We start from the raw sequence: 15,994 nt of genomic DNA on the forward strand, positions 1-15,994 counted from the left end.
TGAAACAACGATTGGTCGCACCCTTCTCTTCCGGAGAGGGGTGCGCTTTAGTCATTTACGGGTATATTGCGGTAAAGAGATGCGCGTTTACCGCCACATCAGCGCAGAAAGGACGGATACCCATGCCAATGAAGAAGCGCAGCGATGCAGCCGGACCGGTCAAAAAGAAGAGATGGAAAGCGATTGTGTTAGGCACGTTGGCCGCACTGCTTATTATCGGCGCCGGCGGTGTTTTGGCCGCCAATTATGCCGTCAACCGGGTGATGGATTCGTTTGCAGCCGAGCTTATTGCCGATGTTCCGGCAGGTGAAGCCGAATCTGAAGCTGCCCCCGGGAGCGGTGCGGCCGCATCCGGTACCGGCACCGGTGGCAGTGGTTCCGCCGGCACGGGTACCGGCACCGATTCCGGTGATTCCGCCGGCACCGGCTCAAGCGGTTCCACCGGCGACTCCCCGCAAGCCTCCTCTGAAACGGGTGCCGGACAGCAGAGCGGCACCGCGTCTTCCGGCGGCGAAAGCAAGCCCTCGGAAGCCGTAACGCCCCAGCAGGTAAAAAAAGCCGGGGAGAAGCTGACGGTCGGCGATAAAGCGGAGGCAGCATCCATTTTATCCAAAAATCTGGGCGTATCGGAAATGAAAGAGCTGCAGAGCCTCGCCAAGGACGGTCTTACAAGCGAGGAGAAGGGACAAGCGAAACAGCTGCTTCTTTCAAATCTTTCCAAGGACGAATATAACAAGCTTTCGGAGCTTGCGCTCAAATATGGAGTCGGCAAAGGCAAAACGTATGACGAGGCGAAAGAGTATATGTCCACTCAAAAATAACGGCCGTTCCGGCCGAACATTGAAAGGAGAATCTTATGTTCGTTCGCAACCGAAGATTCCGCAGCATTCCAGACAACCGTTTAACCCGAGGCGCGAAGGCGCACGGGATCCGGCGTATCCCGGGGATCCGGGTTGTGATCTCCCTGATGCTGGCAGTCCTTTTAGCGTCACCGGTTACCGTTAGCGCCAAAAACGTATACGTTAACGTACAAACCTTAACCGCCAAATTGGTTATTGGCGGATCGACCTTGAAGCTTGAAAACGGACAGCATCTATTTATTGCAAACGGGCGCATGTATGTGCCGGTCCGCACGGCATCCTATGCTCTTCATAAATCGGTAAGCTGGAATGGCGCTTCGAAAACGGTCACGATTGCGGAAGCGACCTACCAGCAGTCCCGCGAAATTGACAGCTATGTGCGCAGCCGCATCATCAAGGCCGGTTTTTCCGCCGATTCCAAAGGAACGGTTCGCGTTGTAAAGGTTAAATCTTCGTTTATCGTCAATGGCAAAGCGAAGAGCTTGCCGGCCGGGCAGTCCTCGTATATTGTGAACGGATCCTTGTACGTGCCGATCCGCTTCGTATCCGATCTTACGGGAGCTTCCGTATCTTGGGACGGCGCAACGCGCATCGTCTCGATCCGGCCGCCGGTATTAGGCGGGGGCGGCGGCGGGGACGGCGGTTCCGAGAGCGGTCTGAGCGGCGGCAGTTCCGCAGGCAGCCCGGGATCCGCAAACAAGCCTTCTTACGATTCGATCACGGGAGCGGCAGAACAATCGCTCAATCAGCTTCGATCCACTTGCCAGCAGAAGCTGACGGCACTCGCGATCCAATATATGTCGGAAACAAGTGAGAGCGGAAAGCAAACCCTTGCGGCGGATGGAAAGGAACAGATGGCGGGCTGCAGCGCCGAATTTGAGAAAATTGTTGCCAATACGGAGCAGCAGCTGGTACAGTACGGGTACAGCACAGCCATTATTGCCGAGTACCGTACCGAATTCGAACGCGAACTGGATGAAGGGCGGAAGATTTTATCCGAGCTATAATCTGAAGCCGGGAGAGGCGGCATTCCCGTTCAATTCCATTTCCAAGGAGATGATTCACGATGGACAAGCAGCGTATTGTCGGCCGGCCGGAAGGAAGCGGAAAGCCGGGGAAATCCAAAGCGGTGAACGTCGTGCTCCTGTCCTTGGCAGGTTTGGCGTTGTTTGCGGCCGTATTCACGGGCGTATTTTATTGGAAGCTTCAAACGCTGAACGATGACGCAGCCGGCGGCGGGCTGTCCGCTAACGCAGCGGACGCTAACAAAAGCAACAATTCTGCAGCCGGCCCTGGCACGGACGATGATCCAAGCGCAGGCACGAACGGCGGTACGGAAACGGGCACGAACTCCGGTTCGGGAACGAGCGCGAACGCCGGAACGAACGGCGGTGCGGGAACGGGGGCCGGCGCAAATGGCGGCATCATCTCCGGGCCGGGTGCCGGCACAAGCGCCGGTAACGGTTCCGGAGCCGCACCGATTGAAGGTTCCGGCTCCTCCGCTGGAGGAAGCAATGGACAGCAGAACGCGGATCATGGAGCGGATAAAGAATCGGCGAATGCGGCGGATGGGGAGCATTCCGGGCATGCAGCCGGCGGTGAGACGCCGGCTGCAGCGCCAAACGATGAGAAGCGGACATCTTCTGATTCATCCGGACAATCTTCCGCTTCGGGAAGCGCGACCGTTCTGGCGTATGAGACGAAGCTTGCACAGGTTCGTTCCACGTGTATGCGGCAAGCAGGCAAGGTAATGAGCGGCGCCGTGAAGGAGATGGCTGCTGCTACGAAGGATCCGGATTCATCCGGTGCGGGCGCGGCGCAGGAGAAACTGTTGAAGCAGGCGGCTGCCGCCGAATCGCAATGCGACGCAGCTTTTCAGAATGTGGTCAAACAGGCTGAAAGCGACTCCGTTTCCGATGCCGTAATAGCGGGTTGGAAAAAGCAATATCAAGAGGAAAAAGGAAGCATGAAAGGTAGAGCATTACTCGCAATCCAACAGTGGATGGGGAAATAAAAACGTTATTCGGGTGAATTTTTGCCGGACGCCCGTTCACGGACGACGCGTTCCAGCAGCATGCGGATCAGTTCGATATCTTCACTTTCCAACGGGACTCCGTCCCAATGCAGCTGTTCGTGATTTAACCACTCTCTGGCATTGTTGTTCGGCTCAACCGGCTCGGCGTAATCGCTCAGTCCAAGCAAGTAATCGGCTGTCGTGTTCAGCTTGCGCGCAATGGTCTGAATCGATTCCAACGTCGGCTGCCGGTAGCCGGACTCATAGCCGGCATAAGTGCTTTTCGCCACCCCGACATAATCCGCCACTTCCTGCATCGTAAGCTTTCTTCTCTTTCGCAACTGTTTCAGACGCTTCGCAAACATCATACAATCCCCCTGTAAGTAAGGAACAAACCATCTCTATTGTTATATTATGTATATCAGTCGATACCAGCTTAAAATATTATATCATGTCCACTCTAATCATGCATCTAACTATAGGTAAGAAGAATCTGTTGCGGTCGTTCAAGAGAGTCTTAAGTAGGAAAAATGACCGCGGCACAACGATAGATCGAAAAACCGTTTCGAATACCGGGTTATATAGAAGAAACACCTACATAATGACGGACATTGCAGACGATCGTAGCCCTTGTTGGCCGGCTGTCTGTACCTCGAAGACGAAAGGCGTGTTTATTCAGCGCCTTCATTTGTGATATGCTTAAATGAGAAATGACGAAGCCGGAAACAGCAGTTGCAAAACTTAGCCGGCGGGCAGAAATGGATTGGCACGAAACGGAGCGTATTTGACTATGGAAACGAAATCATGCGCGATCTGCGGGCAGGAGAAGCCGGAGGGCGCTTTCCCGAAACGTACCGGGCGCAAAGGGCGGCGCGGAACTTGCCGTTCCTGCCAACGCAAGCGCAAACGTGATCGTGACCGGCCTGATGGTGCGGCGGAACTGGTGCTCCTTCCTTCGGAGATGTCCTCTGCCCAAGCGAACGCGGGCACGGATCAGGCAGCGACGAACGACAACCAGCACGAAACATCGGGTGACAGCTTGCATCCGGTGCGCAAACGCAAGCGGCGCAGACGGCGCAAATCGCGCAAAAGCACGCTTTCCACTCACGCATCCAGTCTGGGAACGCGCATGCCTTTCCGGCAGATCAAGCCGTTCAAAGGACCTTTCACTTATGATTCGCGGCTGCTGAACGATAAAGGAACCGGGATGATTCAGCTTCGGGGCCGGCGGGAAAGCGGGAAGCGGTGGCATACGGAAATTGAAAAAGAGGTTGCTGCGCGTATGGTGGATGAAGGCGCGGCCGGCATTTTGCACCCCCGGTTAATTCATAAGCTGTACAGCAAAAGCGATTTCCGGCTGCTTATTTTACAGCGGGACAATTATACGTGCCATTATTGCGGAAAGTTCGGCGATACGATCGATCATGTCTTTCCGAAATCCAAAGGAGGCTTGTCGACTCCGGCCAACTGCGTTTGCGCTTGTTCCGATTGCAATCTTCGAAAAGCAGATAAACTTAGTTTTGCACCTGATGACTTCTAGAAAAAAACATTAACATTTTTTCATTTAACGGCCGAAAAGGGTCGTTTTTTTTTAATAAATCGACTTTTTTCTTAATAATCGAAGATAATTTACTGAAAAAGAACGGTATTCCAATAATTGTGTCATGTTTATGCTCTTCCCCCGTGTTAAGATAGGTGGCGTCTTAGGAAACAAAATTCATACAGCCAGAACAAGGAGGAAGATTCATGAACAAGCAACCGATTCGAAAAGGTATCGCAACTGCGGTAATCGCCGGTATGACATTAGTCGGCGCGGGAGCTAACGCGCAATCAGCCGACGCGGCAGCATTGGACACGAACTTCGCCGCAACGGTCAATATACCGAATTGTAAAACAGTGATGCAGCAGCAGTACAACATTGATTTTGATAGCCTGCTGAAGCAAATTCCGGATCTGCAAAAGTTTTTGAACGAAGCAGGAACGGCAGCGCCGAACAAAGAAACCGGCACGCCGAATCATACAGGAACACCGAACACAGTCAAGAAGCCGGCAGTCAATAAGCCGGCAGTCAATAAGCAACCGGCTGCAAATCCGACTCCGGCCAAGGACAGCAAAGCCGGTACGTCCGCAGACAGCTCGAAGAGCTCGTTCGCCGCGGAAGTCGTTACGCTGGTCAATCAAGAACGCGCGAAGCAAGGCTTGAATGCTTTAAAGAGCGATGCGCTGCTGGACAAGGTCGCGCTTGCGAAGGCGAAGGATATGTACGACAACAATTATTTCGACCATAATTCGCCGACGTACGGCTCTCCATTTGATATGATGCGCCAATTCGGCGTGAAATTCTCCTATGCCGGCGAGAATATTGCCAAAGGTCAACGTTCGCCGCAGGAAGTGATGAACGGTTGGATGAACAGCCCCGGACACCGTGCCAACATTTTGAGCACAAATTTCAATAAAATCGGCGTTGCTTATTATAACGGCGAATGGGTTCAGGAATTTACCTCATAATGACTTCCATGTCATGCGGTTTGGCGTTTTAGGCGCCGTTCCATGCTGACGTGACTGCAGGCCGCTTGAGCGGCCTGTATACATAGAGGACAGGAGCCGCTGTGAAGAGTCAGACGAAACAAGCATTTTTCAACTTGTTCATATGTAGGGAGGAACGCTTTGCGATGATGAAACGGACATGGAAACAAAAAGCCGCAGCGGCGCTGCTCGGCATAGCACTGTTTACGGCGGCTTCACCGGTATTGGCGGCCAGCCAATATACGGCTGACGACGATGATACATTTTGGCTGTTGTCCCGGAAATTCGGGGTGCCGCTCGATAAGCTGATGGAGGCAAATGCCGATGTGGATCCAGGCAATATCTATAAAGGGTTGACGCTTACGATCCCGTCCGGAACGGTTAAGGCTGCGGCAAAGCCGGCAGGCGGCTTGCTTAAGGCAGCGTCTGAGGGCGAAGGCGGAGCTGTTATTTCCGCAAACGGGGTTTCGTACGAAGTAGCCAAATCGTTTCAAGTAAAAGCGACGGCCTATACATCCGCCCCCGAAGAGAACGGCAAATGGGGCCCCGTCGATTATTTCGGCAACCCGCTTAAAGTCGGCACGGTAGCGGTCGATCCGAACGTGATTCCGCTCGGCACCAAGCTTTACATTACCGGATACGACTTTGGCGGCCTGCCTTCCGGCGGGATGATTGCAACCGCTTCGGATATGGGCGGAGCCATTAAAGGGAAGCGGATCGATATTTTCGTTCCGGGAACATCCAGCGAAGCCAGCACATTCGGATTTCAATATGTTAACGTTCAGCTGTTAAAATAACATCAAGCAAGAAGAAACCGGAGAAGGCCGATTGATTGATACGGCCTTCTCCGGTTTTTTCGTTTTATCAACCGTTCTCTCCCGTTTTGAAGCGCATCGTTCGTTCATGTTTGTTAGCGCACCTCCACACTTCTTCCGAGCAGCTCCGGCAGGGTGACGATTTCGTACCCTTTCTGTCGAAGGTACCCGATTAACTCCGGCAACGCCTTGACGGTACCGCTCAAATCCTCGCCAACGCCTCCTCCTGCGTGCTGAAGAACGATCGAGCCGGGAGTCAGCGTCCGTTTAATATTTTGCAGCACCCGTCCGCTGCTGATGCTGCGCCAATCCTCCGAGTCTACATTCCAGTTGACGATATAGTAGCCGTGCTTGCGTGCCCATTCCAGCTGGCCCGGTGTAATTTCACCGTATGGAGGACGAATATAACGCGGAGCAAACCCGACGATGGACTTCAAGATCGACTCTGTTTTCGCAATTTGCAGGCTGAATTTGTGTTGTGATAAATTTGAGAAAACCATGTGGTTGTAGGAATGGTTGCCGATCGCATGCCCTTCCCGCACGATCCGCCTCACCATCTCCGGATGCTCCTTCGCCCGCTGGCCGACAATGAAAAAGGTGGCTTTCACATGGTAACGGGCCAAAATATCGAGAACCTTCGGCGTAAATTCGGTATCAGGAACATCGTCGAAGGTGAGCGCTACCCGCCGGGGTACCGCCGGTCCCCGCGTTGTGAACGTGCCACGGAAACGGCGCCTGAGTTCGGTCCAGGAAATTTGCCTCCTCGGTTGCGCGGCTGCTTCGTATATATCGCATGAAACGCACCTCCCGTTCTCGCCGGCAGCAGTCTCCTCCACCGTGAACCGTTCAAACGTAATGTCCTCCCGCCTCCCGGCATGCGCTATCGAAAGAGGGCTGATCGCACCAAGCAGAAAGAGGCTGCTGAGCAGACAGCATATAGAGGAACGGATGCGTTGTCTCATCGACTTGCCTCCTTGCCCGAATCGAATTAATATTGAAATAAAAGGCTGCCGATATGTTGTTCCCCAAAGCTGGGCGAATCATGCAATTTTGCGCTTTACTTCTTGCGAAGATTAAAGGTAAGATAAGCAATGGGAATAATACTCCATATTCATGATGGGGAAGGGAGAAATTCGTTATGCCGCTTGTCGATATGCCGCTTGAGCAGCTTCACAATTACGGGGGAATTAACCCGAGGCCTGCCGATTTCAATGAGTATTGGGAACGCGCGCTTCAGGAGATGAAACAGACCGACGCCAAGCTGGAGTTAGTGCCAAGCAGCTTTCAGGCGCCGGGCGCCGAATGTTTCGATCTGTATTTTACAGGGGTCAGAGGCGCGCGCATTCATGCCAAATACGTGCGGCCGACCGCCGCTGCCAAGCCTCACCCCGCTGTCGTTCTATTTCACGGATATTCAGGCCATGCGGGAGATTGGCACGATAAGCTGGCCTTGGCGTCGCTCGGGTTTTCGGTGCTTGCCATGGACTGCAGAGGGCAAGGAGGCCAGTCGGAGGATAAGGGCGGCGTTAAGGGCACAACGCATAGAGGGCACATTATCCGCGGACTGGACGGCGAGCCGGACAACATGCTGTTCCGTCATATTTTTTTGGACGCGGCTCAGCTTGCGGGAATCGCTCTCAATCTGCCCGAGGTGGATCCTAAGCAGGTATACGCCTCCGGCTGGTCGCAGGGCGGCGCGATTACGATTGCTTGCGCGGCGCTGGAGCCGCGAATTAAGAAGCTTGCGCCGGTCTATCCGTTTCTCAGCGATTACATGCGGGTATGGAAGATGGATCTGGCCCGCGACGCTTATGAAGAGCTGCGCACTTATTTCCGGCATTTCGATCCGCAGCATAAAAGGGAAGAAGAAATTTTCACCAAGCTCGGCTATATTGATATCCAGCATTTGGCGGAACGCATCGAAGGCGAGGTGCTGATGGGAGTAGGGCTGATGGACACGGTTTGCCCGCCATCCACCCAATTCGCCGCTTACAATAAAATAACGTCGGAAAAGCGGCTGGAAATTTATCCGGACTTCGGACACGAGGGCTTGCCGGGGCTGCACGACAAAATTTATCAGTTTTTTCTCGGCCGCTATTAAGCTGGAGATGATCCCAAAAAAAAGTCCCGCCTCACGATCAATGTGGGGCGGGACTTTTTTCACGATGTCAGTCTGATGATTGTTTTTGAAGAATGTCGGATAATTGTTCGGCTGATACAGGACGGCTAAAGAAAAATCCTTGCGCTTCATTACATTTTCTCAGTTGAAGGAAATCAAGCTGATCCTTTGTTTCAACGCCTTCTGCGATTACCTTTAAATCCAGGTTATGAGCCATACTGATAATAGTCTGGACGAGAGCGGCATCCTTTAAATTCGTATGAATATTTCTCGTAAAAGACTGGTCGATCTTTAATGAATCGATCGGGAACAGTTTCAAATAGCTTAAAGAGGAGTAACCTGTTCCAAAATCGTCAATCGATAAATGAATGCCCATTGCTTTTAATTGATGCATGGTCGATATCGCATACTTCGAATCCTGAATGATACTTTCGGTCAGCTCGAGCTCAAGATATTGAGGATCAAGATCCGATTCCTTTAATGCTTTGCGGACCACTTCAACCAGGTTACTTTGCTGGAACTGACGGGAAGAAATATTAACGGCCATTCGTAAAGGGGTGTATCCCGCATCCTGCCACCTTTTATTTTGGCGGCATGCTTCACGGAGCACCCATTCGCCAATTGGAATGATTAATCCCGTTTCCTCCGCGATCGGAATAAAATCAGCGGGAGAAACATTTCCCAATTCAGGATGCTGCCAACGGATAAGGGCTTCCATGCCAATCACTTTACCAGTGGTCACATCCACTTGGGGTTGGTAACAAACGTTAAATTCACCGCGCTCCAGTCCTTTGCGAAGTCCGATTTCAAGCTGCATTTTTCTCGTTACCGCATCATTCATGTCCGGGGTGTAAAACTGAAAATTATTTTTGCCATTCTCTTTCACGCGGTACATCGCAGTATCTGCATTTTTGATCAATGTTTCGATATCCCTGCCGTCGGATGGATATAAACTGATTCCAATCGAAGGTGTTACAAACATTTCCGTTTCATCCAGTACAATCGAATGACTGAATTGGCCGAGGATTTTTTTGGCTTTTTTCGTAACCTCATCCGAATTCGTATTGGGGAGGAGCACAATAAACTCATCTCCGCCTTGACGCGCGAGCGTATCTGCTTTACTAATGCAGGCTTGGACTCGCTTGGCAACCTCAATCAATAAACGGTCGCCAACGGTATGTCCTAACGTATCATTGATATATTTAAAACGATCCAAATCAATGAACATTATGCCGATGTTCATCTTGTTTTCACTTGCTTGATCCAATGCTTGCGTAAGGCGGTCGTTCAATAAATGGCGATTCGGCAATCCCGTCAATGGATCGAGGTAAACCATTTGATTGATTTGTTGTTCAGCCTTTTTGCGTTCCGTAATATCCCGAATAATGCTGCTGAAGTAGGTGTTCCCTTCCTCTTCCCAGGCAGCAACCGATAGTTCGATCGGAAATTCGCTGTTATCTTTCTTCAGTCCTTGCAGCTCGACCGTTTTGCCAATGACCTGAGGCTGCCTCGTGGAAAGGTAACGTTCCATTCCTTTCTGATGAGCCTCCCTGAGCCGCTCAGGTATAATGATTTGCAGCTGTTCTCCTATAACTTCCTGTTCCTCGTATCCAAACATGAGGCAGGCTCCTTTATTCCAGGAAATAATGGCGCCTTTGCGATCGGCCAATATAATCGCATCATTAGCGGACTCGATGACGGAACGGAATTTTCTTTCCGACGTTATGGATTGGGATTCAAACCGTTTATCGACAAAAGCGCTAATGAACACCAATCCCAATATGATCAGCATGCCAAATCCAATTAAATACGCCAGCAAAGCATTGTCATATGATGCCGGCAAGCTGCCATGATGATCGGGTTGGAACGTTGCGGCCGACATCCCCGTGTAATGCATGCCCGATATGGCGATCCCCATAATGACGGCACTCCCGGCTTTCCTCCACCAAAATCCCGGTGTCCCGGATCGTTGCTGCGCCAAAAACAACAGATACAGGGCTGCTAATGAAACGGCATAAGCAATGATTGCAGAAAGAGCCCATAGAAAGGGAGAATACTTAATTTCCGCTCCCATCACCATCGCTTCCATTCCGGTATAGTGCATGACAACAATGCCCGTCCCGATAAAAAAAGCTCCTCTATAAACTTGGGCCATGCGGACTGAAGGTCGGCTCACGATATGCAAAGCCAGTCCCGATGCCAATATCGCCGGCATAATCGAAACAAGAACCAACGATAAATCGTATGTTACCGGGATCGATAAATGAAACGCAAGCATGGCAATAAAATGCATTGACCATATGCCCATTCCCATCGCAAACGCTCCGCCGGATAACCATATGTAACGTACAACACCCGTTGCTTTCTGGATTCGAATCGCAAGGTCCAGTGCTGCCAATGAAGCGATAATTGCAATTATAATCGAAAGAAGGACAAGAGAGAGGTTATAGCTGGTTGAGATCGTTTCCATATCGTAACTCCTTGCAAAAAGCATGATAAAAAATGACATTATTCTTCATAACAAGCAGGACTATCATACCATGAAAGTATGTTTATGTGGAAAAAATTGCGTGAAGAGTCGTTCATTTGATCTATTGCAGCATGTATTCGAACAGATATATTTCGAGAACTGCGGACAAAAAAGCGGCCCTAAGAGGGAGGCCGCTCCTTCAATCAAGTTGAATCTAAACCAACGCTCCGGCGTCCTTAACCGTTTGCATCGCCTGCTCGAAATCCGCTTCTTCAACAATGACCGTCAGTACCGTATCGATGCCGGTCACACGATTGTCGGGCCCTCCACCGCTCATTCCGCTCGCACTGACGCTTGTTGCCGCCAAAATGCCGGCGTCCCGATCGTAGAAATCGCCGCCCAGCGTCAAGTAGCCGAGGCTTGGAAAATCGCTCGTAATCGGGTTCATAATCCGGTCGCTACCGCTGCCGGGATAGGCGTGTACCCGGTCGATCGACGTATCGATGAGACGCAGTCCCTGTCCCTTCAGCTGCTGCAGTGCAGCTTCCGCTTGCTCGGGACTGTTGAAATAGGCAATAATATTTTTTTCAGCCATCGTTAGCGCTTCGCTCCTTTCGTTGTCCATTCGTTAAAGCGGCACCGACCGCGAGCAGATCAGCTTTAAGCAATTGTCTTTTGTTTTCGTCGCGGAAAACGGCGGAAGGGTGATAGGTCGGCATCATGCGGATTCCGTCCTTCTCGAGCCAGTTTCCCCGTGTTTCGGTAATTTTCGCTTTCCAGTCGTAGACTGCATGCACGGCAATGCTTCCAAGGCAGACGATGAACGACGGACGGATCAATTCGATTTGCCGCAGCAGTACCGGCAGCGCTTCCTTGACTTCGGACCTGCGCGGCGTACGGTTACCGGAAGGCCTTACTTTGACGACGTTCGTTACGTAGGCTTCTTCCCTGGCGATGGAGGCTTTCGCTAAATAACGGTCCAGCAGCCTTCCCGAATTGCCGACAAACGGCCGGCCTGTGAGCGCCTCCTGTTCTCCGGGCGCTTCCCCGATCAGCATAAGACGGGCATGGCCGGGTCCTTCGCCGAACACAAGCTGCTCCCCCGGCTCGGGCGTAAAGGCACGGAGACATGCGGCTTTTAACGATTCCAAATCGCCGGCCGCCTTCCAGTCCTGGGCGGAGACGGTTTCTAAGCTCACACTCATAGTTGGACAGCCGCCTGTTGCAGCATTTCCCGCAGCATCCGCCCGTTGATGACCGCCTGCGCCCGGTAGTGGTTGTTCATGCTGACGAACGTTTTTTCCGTTCGGTCCTCCAGCTTGCGGATGTTCGGCACCCATTCCTGAAGCTCATTGTCGGAATACAAATAGTTGTAACGCTCATAGGCTTCTTTGTGCTGCCACCACTTTTTGTAATTCCTGCCATGAAAGCGGACGTAACCGATCGGGCTCGTTGCCCGAACCACCGGAGGAACGAGCGTTTTGAACTGCGGCTCGTCGACGCAAACATAGCCGAGCTGTTCTTCCTCCAGCAGATCGAAAATCCTCTCGTTAATCCATTCTTCGTGACGGAATTCGATCACAACGGGTATGTCCCCCATCAGTTCCTTGAACTCCTTCAAATAATCGCGGTTTTCATCTTTGTTCCGAAAGCTGGTCGGAAACTGGGCCAGCACGCATCCAAGCTTTCCAGCCTCAATGAGCGGCTTCAGCGCTTCCTTGAAATCGGCGAAATGCTGCTCGTTATCCTCCCGTTTATGGGTCATTCCGCGGTAAGCTTTCATAACGAACTGAAAGTTGTCCGGCGTTTTCTCCCGCATATGATACAGCATAAACCGGTTCGGCATCGCATAAAAGGAGGAGTTCACCTCGGTAAAGGAAAATTCGCGGGCGTAAAACGGCAGCATTTCTTTCTTGTCCAGCTTCTCCGGGTAAAAAGGTCCGCGCCAGTCTTCGTAGCTGTAACCGGCCGTTCCGATGAGCAGCATATTCATCCTCCAAGCGCCTTGATTTTCTCGGCAACCATATGGACATTCGTTTCTTTCATCCGAAGGAGGCCTTCGATTAATATGCCCCGCGGATTGAGCTCGTATAAGAAGGAGTTGTATGTGCCGGGGGACAGCACCGTTTCGATCATGCCGGTATGATCCTGTACGACGAGTACGAGCACATATTTCCCGCCGGCTGCCTGCCGCCTGCTGTGAATGATCGTGCCGCAAATGCGGACCCTCGCATAGTCCCGCGACTCAGAAAGAGCTTCGATTGGAACGACGTTGAAACGATCGGCAAAAGCTTTCCATTTCCCGGACGGGGAGGGGTTCAGTGCAAACCCGAGCAGTTTTCTTTCGATGCTTCTTTTTTCCAATCCGGTAAAATCGGGGATCGAAGGGGGGCGGCGAACGTCGCAGCCCTCGTCCGACAAGGCGGCGAGCATTTGGCGTCTGTTCCCGCTAAAGGAGTCGCACGCTCCCGCGCCGATCCACGCTTCCAATACGGGGCGTTTTACCTGAAGCGAGTTCATCCGGCCGATGAATTCGGCAAACGAACGGAATTCGCCGTCGCGATCGCGCGAGCGCAGCAGAGCGGCTACCGATTTCGGTCCGCATCCGCGGACTGCATCGATGCCGGCGCGAACCCCTTCATCATCCGCATGAAATCCGATCCGGCTGCGGTTAATATCGGGACCGAACAGGGGGATCCCCAATTTTCCGAGCTCCATCAAATATACCTTTTTATCGTAATATCCGCCTTCGCCGCTCAGCACGGACGCCATATATTCGCTTGGATAATGCGTTTTCAAATAGACCGTCCAGTAGGAGAGGTACGCATAGGAAACGCTGTGGGCTTTGTTGAAGCTGTACCCGGCGAACCGGGCCAGAAAATCGAACACGGCATCCGCTTCTTGATCCGCTATGCCGCGTGCCGCCGCTCCAAGGACAAATCGTTCCCGGTGGTCTGCAAGCGCATGAGCCGATTTGGCGGAAAGGGCCCGCCGGAGTGAATCCGCTTCGCCCATCGAATAACCGGCGACGGCATGAGCGATCGCCATGATCTGCTCCTGATAGAGGATGAGGCCGTAAGTAGACGAAAGGACAGGCTCCATTTCAGGAAGCGCCACCCGATAGGTTTGATCGCCTTGCCTTCTGCGCAAATACGTATCCACGATCCCTTCACTCCATGCTCCGGGCCGGTACAAGGCGAGCAGATCGGCCAACTCGCCGATGCTTTGCGGCTTCAACCTGCGCATTAAATGGCGGATCCCCATGCTTTCGAGCTGAAAGCAGCCGACGGTGTTCCCGCATGCGATCGTTCGAAACGTATCGGGATCGTCCAAGGGGAGGCGGTTCACTTCGATGCTGCTGCCCGTACGTTCCCGAACGGCGGCGAGCGTATCGTCAATAATGGTCAAATTACGCAGTCCGAGCAGGTCGATTTTGAGCAGTCCCAGCATCTCCGTATCTTCTTTGGTGAACGGAGTCGCCCTTTCTCCGTTTGGCCGCCGAAGATAAGGAATCGTGCGCGTCATCCGCTCATCTCCAATTAAGATGCCGGAAGGGTGGGTGCTGTAATTGTGAGCCAGTCCCTCGATCCGTTCAGCCAGCCCAAACCAGGAGCGGAACGGCTCTTGGCGGACCGGCAGCTTTTGCAGTTCCGGAAGCGTCTGCAGGCAGTGACGGAGACCGCCTTTTCCGGAAAATGCGGGCATCAGGCCGGCCAGCACGTCGATTTGCTTTTGCGGCATTCCAAGACAGGCACCGGCTTTCCGTACCGCTCCCCGTGTCCCGTAACGGTTCAGCACCCCGACATGAACGACCCGATCGGGTCCATATTTTTCTTTGATATCCTGCAAAATTTCGTGCCGCCGTCTTTGGCAGACGTCCAAATCGATATCCGGAAGTCCGGGACGGTCCGGACTTAAGAAACGCTCGAAAGAAAGGCCGTGCAGCAGCGGGTTGACCTCGGTAATGCCAAGCGAATAGGCGGCAAGACTGCCGGCTGCCGAACCTCTTCCCGGTCCGACGGGAATTCGGCGGTTTCTCGCCATCCGGACGATATTTGCCACGATCAGAAAATAATCGGCCAATCCACGGTTTATGATGACTTCCAGTTCCTCGTTGAGCCGCTCTAAAACCGCCTGGTTATCCGTATTTTTGAGGTAATCCGATCCGAATCGCTGCACTAAACCTTCCCGGCACAGATTGCGCAGCGCCTCTTCGGAGCCCAGCGCCGGATTTGCCATAACGGCCGTTAACGGTTCGGCCGGCTGCCGGGGTTGCCGATCCGAAGCGGATTTCTTTTGTTGCGCTACGGAGAAGGCCGGAAGCCGGTAATGACCGGGCTCCGGACGAAAGCGGCACCGCCGGGCGATGCGGACCGTGTTTGCCAAAGCATCTGGAAGATGGCTGAATTTCGATACCATTTCATGCGGAGAAGGAAGGTGGAACGGCCCGGATTTCGGCTGCTCGGCCCGGTTCGCAGATGTTCTTGCGTCCTGCAGCAATTCGAGCAGCGCAGCGTCTTCGGGAACAACGTAATGAACGTCGTGGGTGGCCACAAGCGGAATTCCCGTGCGCCGGGAAAGCCGGACCGTCCGCTCGATCCATTCTTTATCGCGCGCCAATCCGTGGTCCTGTACTTCCAGAAAGAAGTTATCTTTTCCAAACGTCCGCAAATATTGAAGCGCTTGCTCTTCCGCCTCGGCCATTTGTCCATCCGCAATCAATTGATGAATGATCCCGGTTCTGCCGCCGCTGAGTGCAATGATGTCGCCATTAGAAGCGGGCGGATCGAAAGCGCCGCTATTTAATCGTTCAATTATCTGCTCGTATCCCCGGTTCGAAGCAGCCAGCAAAAGGAGTGTTTCACCGCGGCCGCCCACAGTCATTTCGCAGCCGATAACGGGATGAATACCGTGACGCTTCGCCAGCTCGTGAAAGCGGAAGGCTCCGTTAACGGTCCCCATATCCGTAACCGCCAACGCTTCCATGTTCCAAGAATTAGCCGTTCTTATGAGATCATCCAACTTGCAGAGAGCTTTCGACAAGCTGTATTCCGTATGAACATGCAGATGGACGAATTTTGCGCCCGACCGTTTCATGCCGATACCTCCCGCTTATAGGAACATTTGTTCCATCATACCGGGATGAACCGCCATTGTCTATTGGTGTTTGTTTCCGGTTCCCGAATGGAC

General features: G+C 52.7%; 14 protein-coding genes. 7 read left to right on the forward strand and 7 right to left on the reverse strand.

Annotation, left to right across the window (positions count from 1 at the left end; all coding sequences use genetic code 11):
* Positions 1-122 precede the first annotated feature (122 nt).
* From VN24_RS15620 to VN24_RS26405, 3 genes are read left to right on the forward strand one after another with little or no spacing between them, the layout of a single operon-like run.
* Complete coding sequence (locus VN24_RS15620) at positions 123-821, forward strand: hypothetical protein (protein ID WP_045671147.1); 699 nt, start codon at positions 123-125, stop codon at positions 819-821.
* Positions 822-856: 35 nt separating this feature from the next.
* A complete protein-coding gene (locus VN24_RS15625; protein WP_045671148.1) occupies positions 857-1,867 on the forward strand; it encodes a stalk domain-containing protein in 1,011 nt (336 codons plus the stop codon).
* Positions 1,868-1,926: 59 nt separating this feature from the next.
* Positions 1,927-2,874, forward strand: coding sequence for a hypothetical protein (locus tag VN24_RS26405; RefSeq protein WP_052702987.1), 948 nt, complete (start codon positions 1,927-1,929; stop codon positions 2,872-2,874).
* A 5-nt stretch (positions 2,875-2,879) separates the two neighbouring features.
* Here VN24_RS26405 and VN24_RS15635 read toward each other — a convergent pair whose 3' ends face one another.
* The gene (locus tag VN24_RS15635; RefSeq protein ID WP_238590708.1) at positions 2,880-3,242 is read right to left on the reverse strand and encodes a helix-turn-helix domain-containing protein; all 363 of its coding nucleotides are present in this window, start codon (positions 3,240-3,242) and stop codon (positions 2,880-2,882) included.
* Between the two features lie 422 nt (positions 3,243-3,664).
* Between VN24_RS15635 and VN24_RS26410 the strand changes: the two genes are divergently transcribed.
* The 3 genes from VN24_RS26410 to VN24_RS15650 all read left to right on the forward strand — a co-directional run bounded on the left by VN24_RS26410 (position 3,665) and on the right by VN24_RS15650 (position 6,197).
* Complete coding sequence (locus VN24_RS26410; protein WP_052702988.1) at positions 3,665-4,414, forward strand: HNH endonuclease; 750 nt, start codon at positions 3,665-3,667, stop codon at positions 4,412-4,414.
* A 206-nt stretch (positions 4,415-4,620) separates the two neighbouring features.
* Positions 4,621-5,382 carry a CAP domain-containing protein gene (locus VN24_RS15645; protein ID WP_045671150.1) on the forward strand — a complete coding sequence of 254 codons (762 nt, stop codon included), beginning with the start codon at positions 4,621-4,623 and terminating at the stop codon, positions 5,380-5,382.
* A gap of 164 nt (positions 5,383-5,546) precedes the next feature.
* Positions 5,547-6,197 carry a 3D domain-containing protein gene (locus VN24_RS15650; RefSeq protein WP_045671151.1) on the forward strand — a complete coding sequence of 217 codons (651 nt, stop codon included), beginning with the start codon at positions 5,547-5,549 and terminating at the stop codon, positions 6,195-6,197.
* A gap of 113 nt (positions 6,198-6,310) precedes the next feature.
* On the opposite strand, the gene VN24_RS15655 is transcribed toward VN24_RS15650, so the two are convergent.
* Entirely contained in the window at positions 6,311-7,177 is an 867-nt protein-coding gene (locus tag VN24_RS15655; RefSeq protein WP_045671152.1) for a polysaccharide deacetylase family protein, read from the reverse strand.
* 176 nt (positions 7,178-7,353) lie between these two features.
* Here VN24_RS15655 and VN24_RS15660 point away from each other — a divergent pair, with 176 nt between their 5' ends.
* Positions 7,354-8,316 carry an alpha/beta fold hydrolase gene (locus VN24_RS15660; RefSeq protein ID WP_045671153.1) on the forward strand — a complete coding sequence of 321 codons (963 nt, stop codon included), beginning with the start codon at positions 7,354-7,356 and terminating at the stop codon, positions 8,314-8,316.
* A gap of 67 nt (positions 8,317-8,383) precedes the next feature.
* Here the strand turns inward: VN24_RS15660 and VN24_RS15665 are convergent, their stop codons facing one another.
* The 5 genes from VN24_RS15665 to VN24_RS15685 form a co-directional block, all read right to left on the reverse strand.
* The gene (locus tag VN24_RS15665) at positions 8,384-10,804 is read right to left on the reverse strand and encodes a bifunctional diguanylate cyclase/phosphodiesterase (protein WP_045671154.1); all 2,421 of its coding nucleotides are present in this window, start codon (positions 10,802-10,804) and stop codon (positions 8,384-8,386) included.
* Positions 10,805-11,018: 214 nt separating this feature from the next.
* A complete protein-coding gene (locus tag VN24_RS15670) occupies positions 11,019-11,399 on the reverse strand; it encodes a hypothetical protein (protein WP_045671155.1) in 381 nt (126 codons plus the stop codon).
* Positions 11,392-12,009, reverse strand: coding sequence for a uracil-DNA glycosylase (locus VN24_RS15675; protein WP_052702989.1), 618 nt, complete (start codon positions 12,007-12,009; stop codon positions 11,392-11,394). Before VN24_RS15675 ends, VN24_RS15670 begins: the two co-directional genes overlap by 8 nt.
* Positions 12,006-12,797: a DUF72 domain-containing protein gene (locus VN24_RS15680; RefSeq protein ID WP_238590709.1), complete on the reverse strand. Its 792-nt coding sequence runs from the start codon at positions 12,795-12,797 to the stop codon at positions 12,006-12,008. The genes VN24_RS15675 and VN24_RS15680 overlap by 4 nt, the downstream gene beginning before the upstream one ends.
* Complete coding sequence (locus VN24_RS15685) at positions 12,794-15,901, reverse strand: DNA polymerase III subunit alpha (RefSeq protein WP_052702990.1); 3,108 nt, start codon at positions 15,899-15,901, stop codon at positions 12,794-12,796. Before VN24_RS15685 ends, VN24_RS15680 begins: the two co-directional genes overlap by 4 nt.
* Positions 15,902-15,994: the final 93 nt, after the last annotated feature.

Origin of the sequence: Paenibacillus beijingensis, from assembly GCF_000961095.1 — a bacterium.
In the GTDB taxonomy this organism is placed as follows: domain Bacteria; phylum Bacillota; class Bacilli; order Paenibacillales; family Paenibacillaceae; genus Paenibacillus_O; species Paenibacillus_O beijingensis.

Bases quoted from the DNA above. Each gene is read 5' to 3' on its own strand.
- VN24_RS15620 (WP_045671147.1), top strand. From the start codon at position 123: ATGCCAATGAAGAAGCGCAGCGATGCAGCCGGACCGGTCAAAAAGAAG.
- VN24_RS15625 (WP_045671148.1), top strand. From the start codon at position 857: ATGTTCGTTCGCAACCGAAGATTCCGCAGCATTCCAGACAACCGTTTA.
- VN24_RS26405 (WP_052702987.1), top strand. From the start codon at position 1,927: ATGGACAAGCAGCGTATTGTCGGCCGGCCGGAAGGAAGCGGAAAGCCG.
- VN24_RS15635 (WP_238590708.1), bottom strand. From the start codon at position 3,242: ATGATGTTTGCGAAGCGTCTGAAACAGTTGCGAAAGAGAAGAAAGCTT.
- VN24_RS26410 (WP_052702988.1), top strand. From the start codon at position 3,665: ATGGAAACGAAATCATGCGCGATCTGCGGGCAGGAGAAGCCGGAGGGC.
- VN24_RS15645 (WP_045671150.1), top strand. From the start codon at position 4,621: ATGAACAAGCAACCGATTCGAAAAGGTATCGCAACTGCGGTAATCGCC.
- VN24_RS15650 (WP_045671151.1), top strand. From the start codon at position 5,547: ATGATGAAACGGACATGGAAACAAAAAGCCGCAGCGGCGCTGCTCGGC.
- VN24_RS15655 (WP_045671152.1), bottom strand. From the start codon at position 7,177: ATGAGACAACGCATCCGTTCCTCTATATGCTGTCTGCTCAGCAGCCTC.
- VN24_RS15660 (WP_045671153.1), top strand. From the start codon at position 7,354: ATGCCGCTTGTCGATATGCCGCTTGAGCAGCTTCACAATTACGGGGGA.
- VN24_RS15665 (WP_045671154.1), bottom strand. From the start codon at position 10,804: ATGGAAACGATCTCAACCAGCTATAACCTCTCTCTTGTCCTTCTTTCG.
- VN24_RS15670 (WP_045671155.1), bottom strand. From the start codon at position 11,399: ATGGCTGAAAAAAATATTATTGCCTATTTCAACAGTCCCGAGCAAGCG.
- VN24_RS15675 (WP_052702989.1), bottom strand. From the start codon at position 12,009: ATGAGTGTGAGCTTAGAAACCGTCTCCGCCCAGGACTGGAAGGCGGCC.
- VN24_RS15680 (WP_238590709.1), bottom strand. From the start codon at position 12,797: ATGAATATGCTGCTCATCGGAACGGCCGGTTACAGCTACGAAGACTGG.
- VN24_RS15685 (WP_052702990.1), bottom strand. From the start codon at position 15,901: ATGAAACGGTCGGGCGCAAAATTCGTCCATCTGCATGTTCATACGGAA.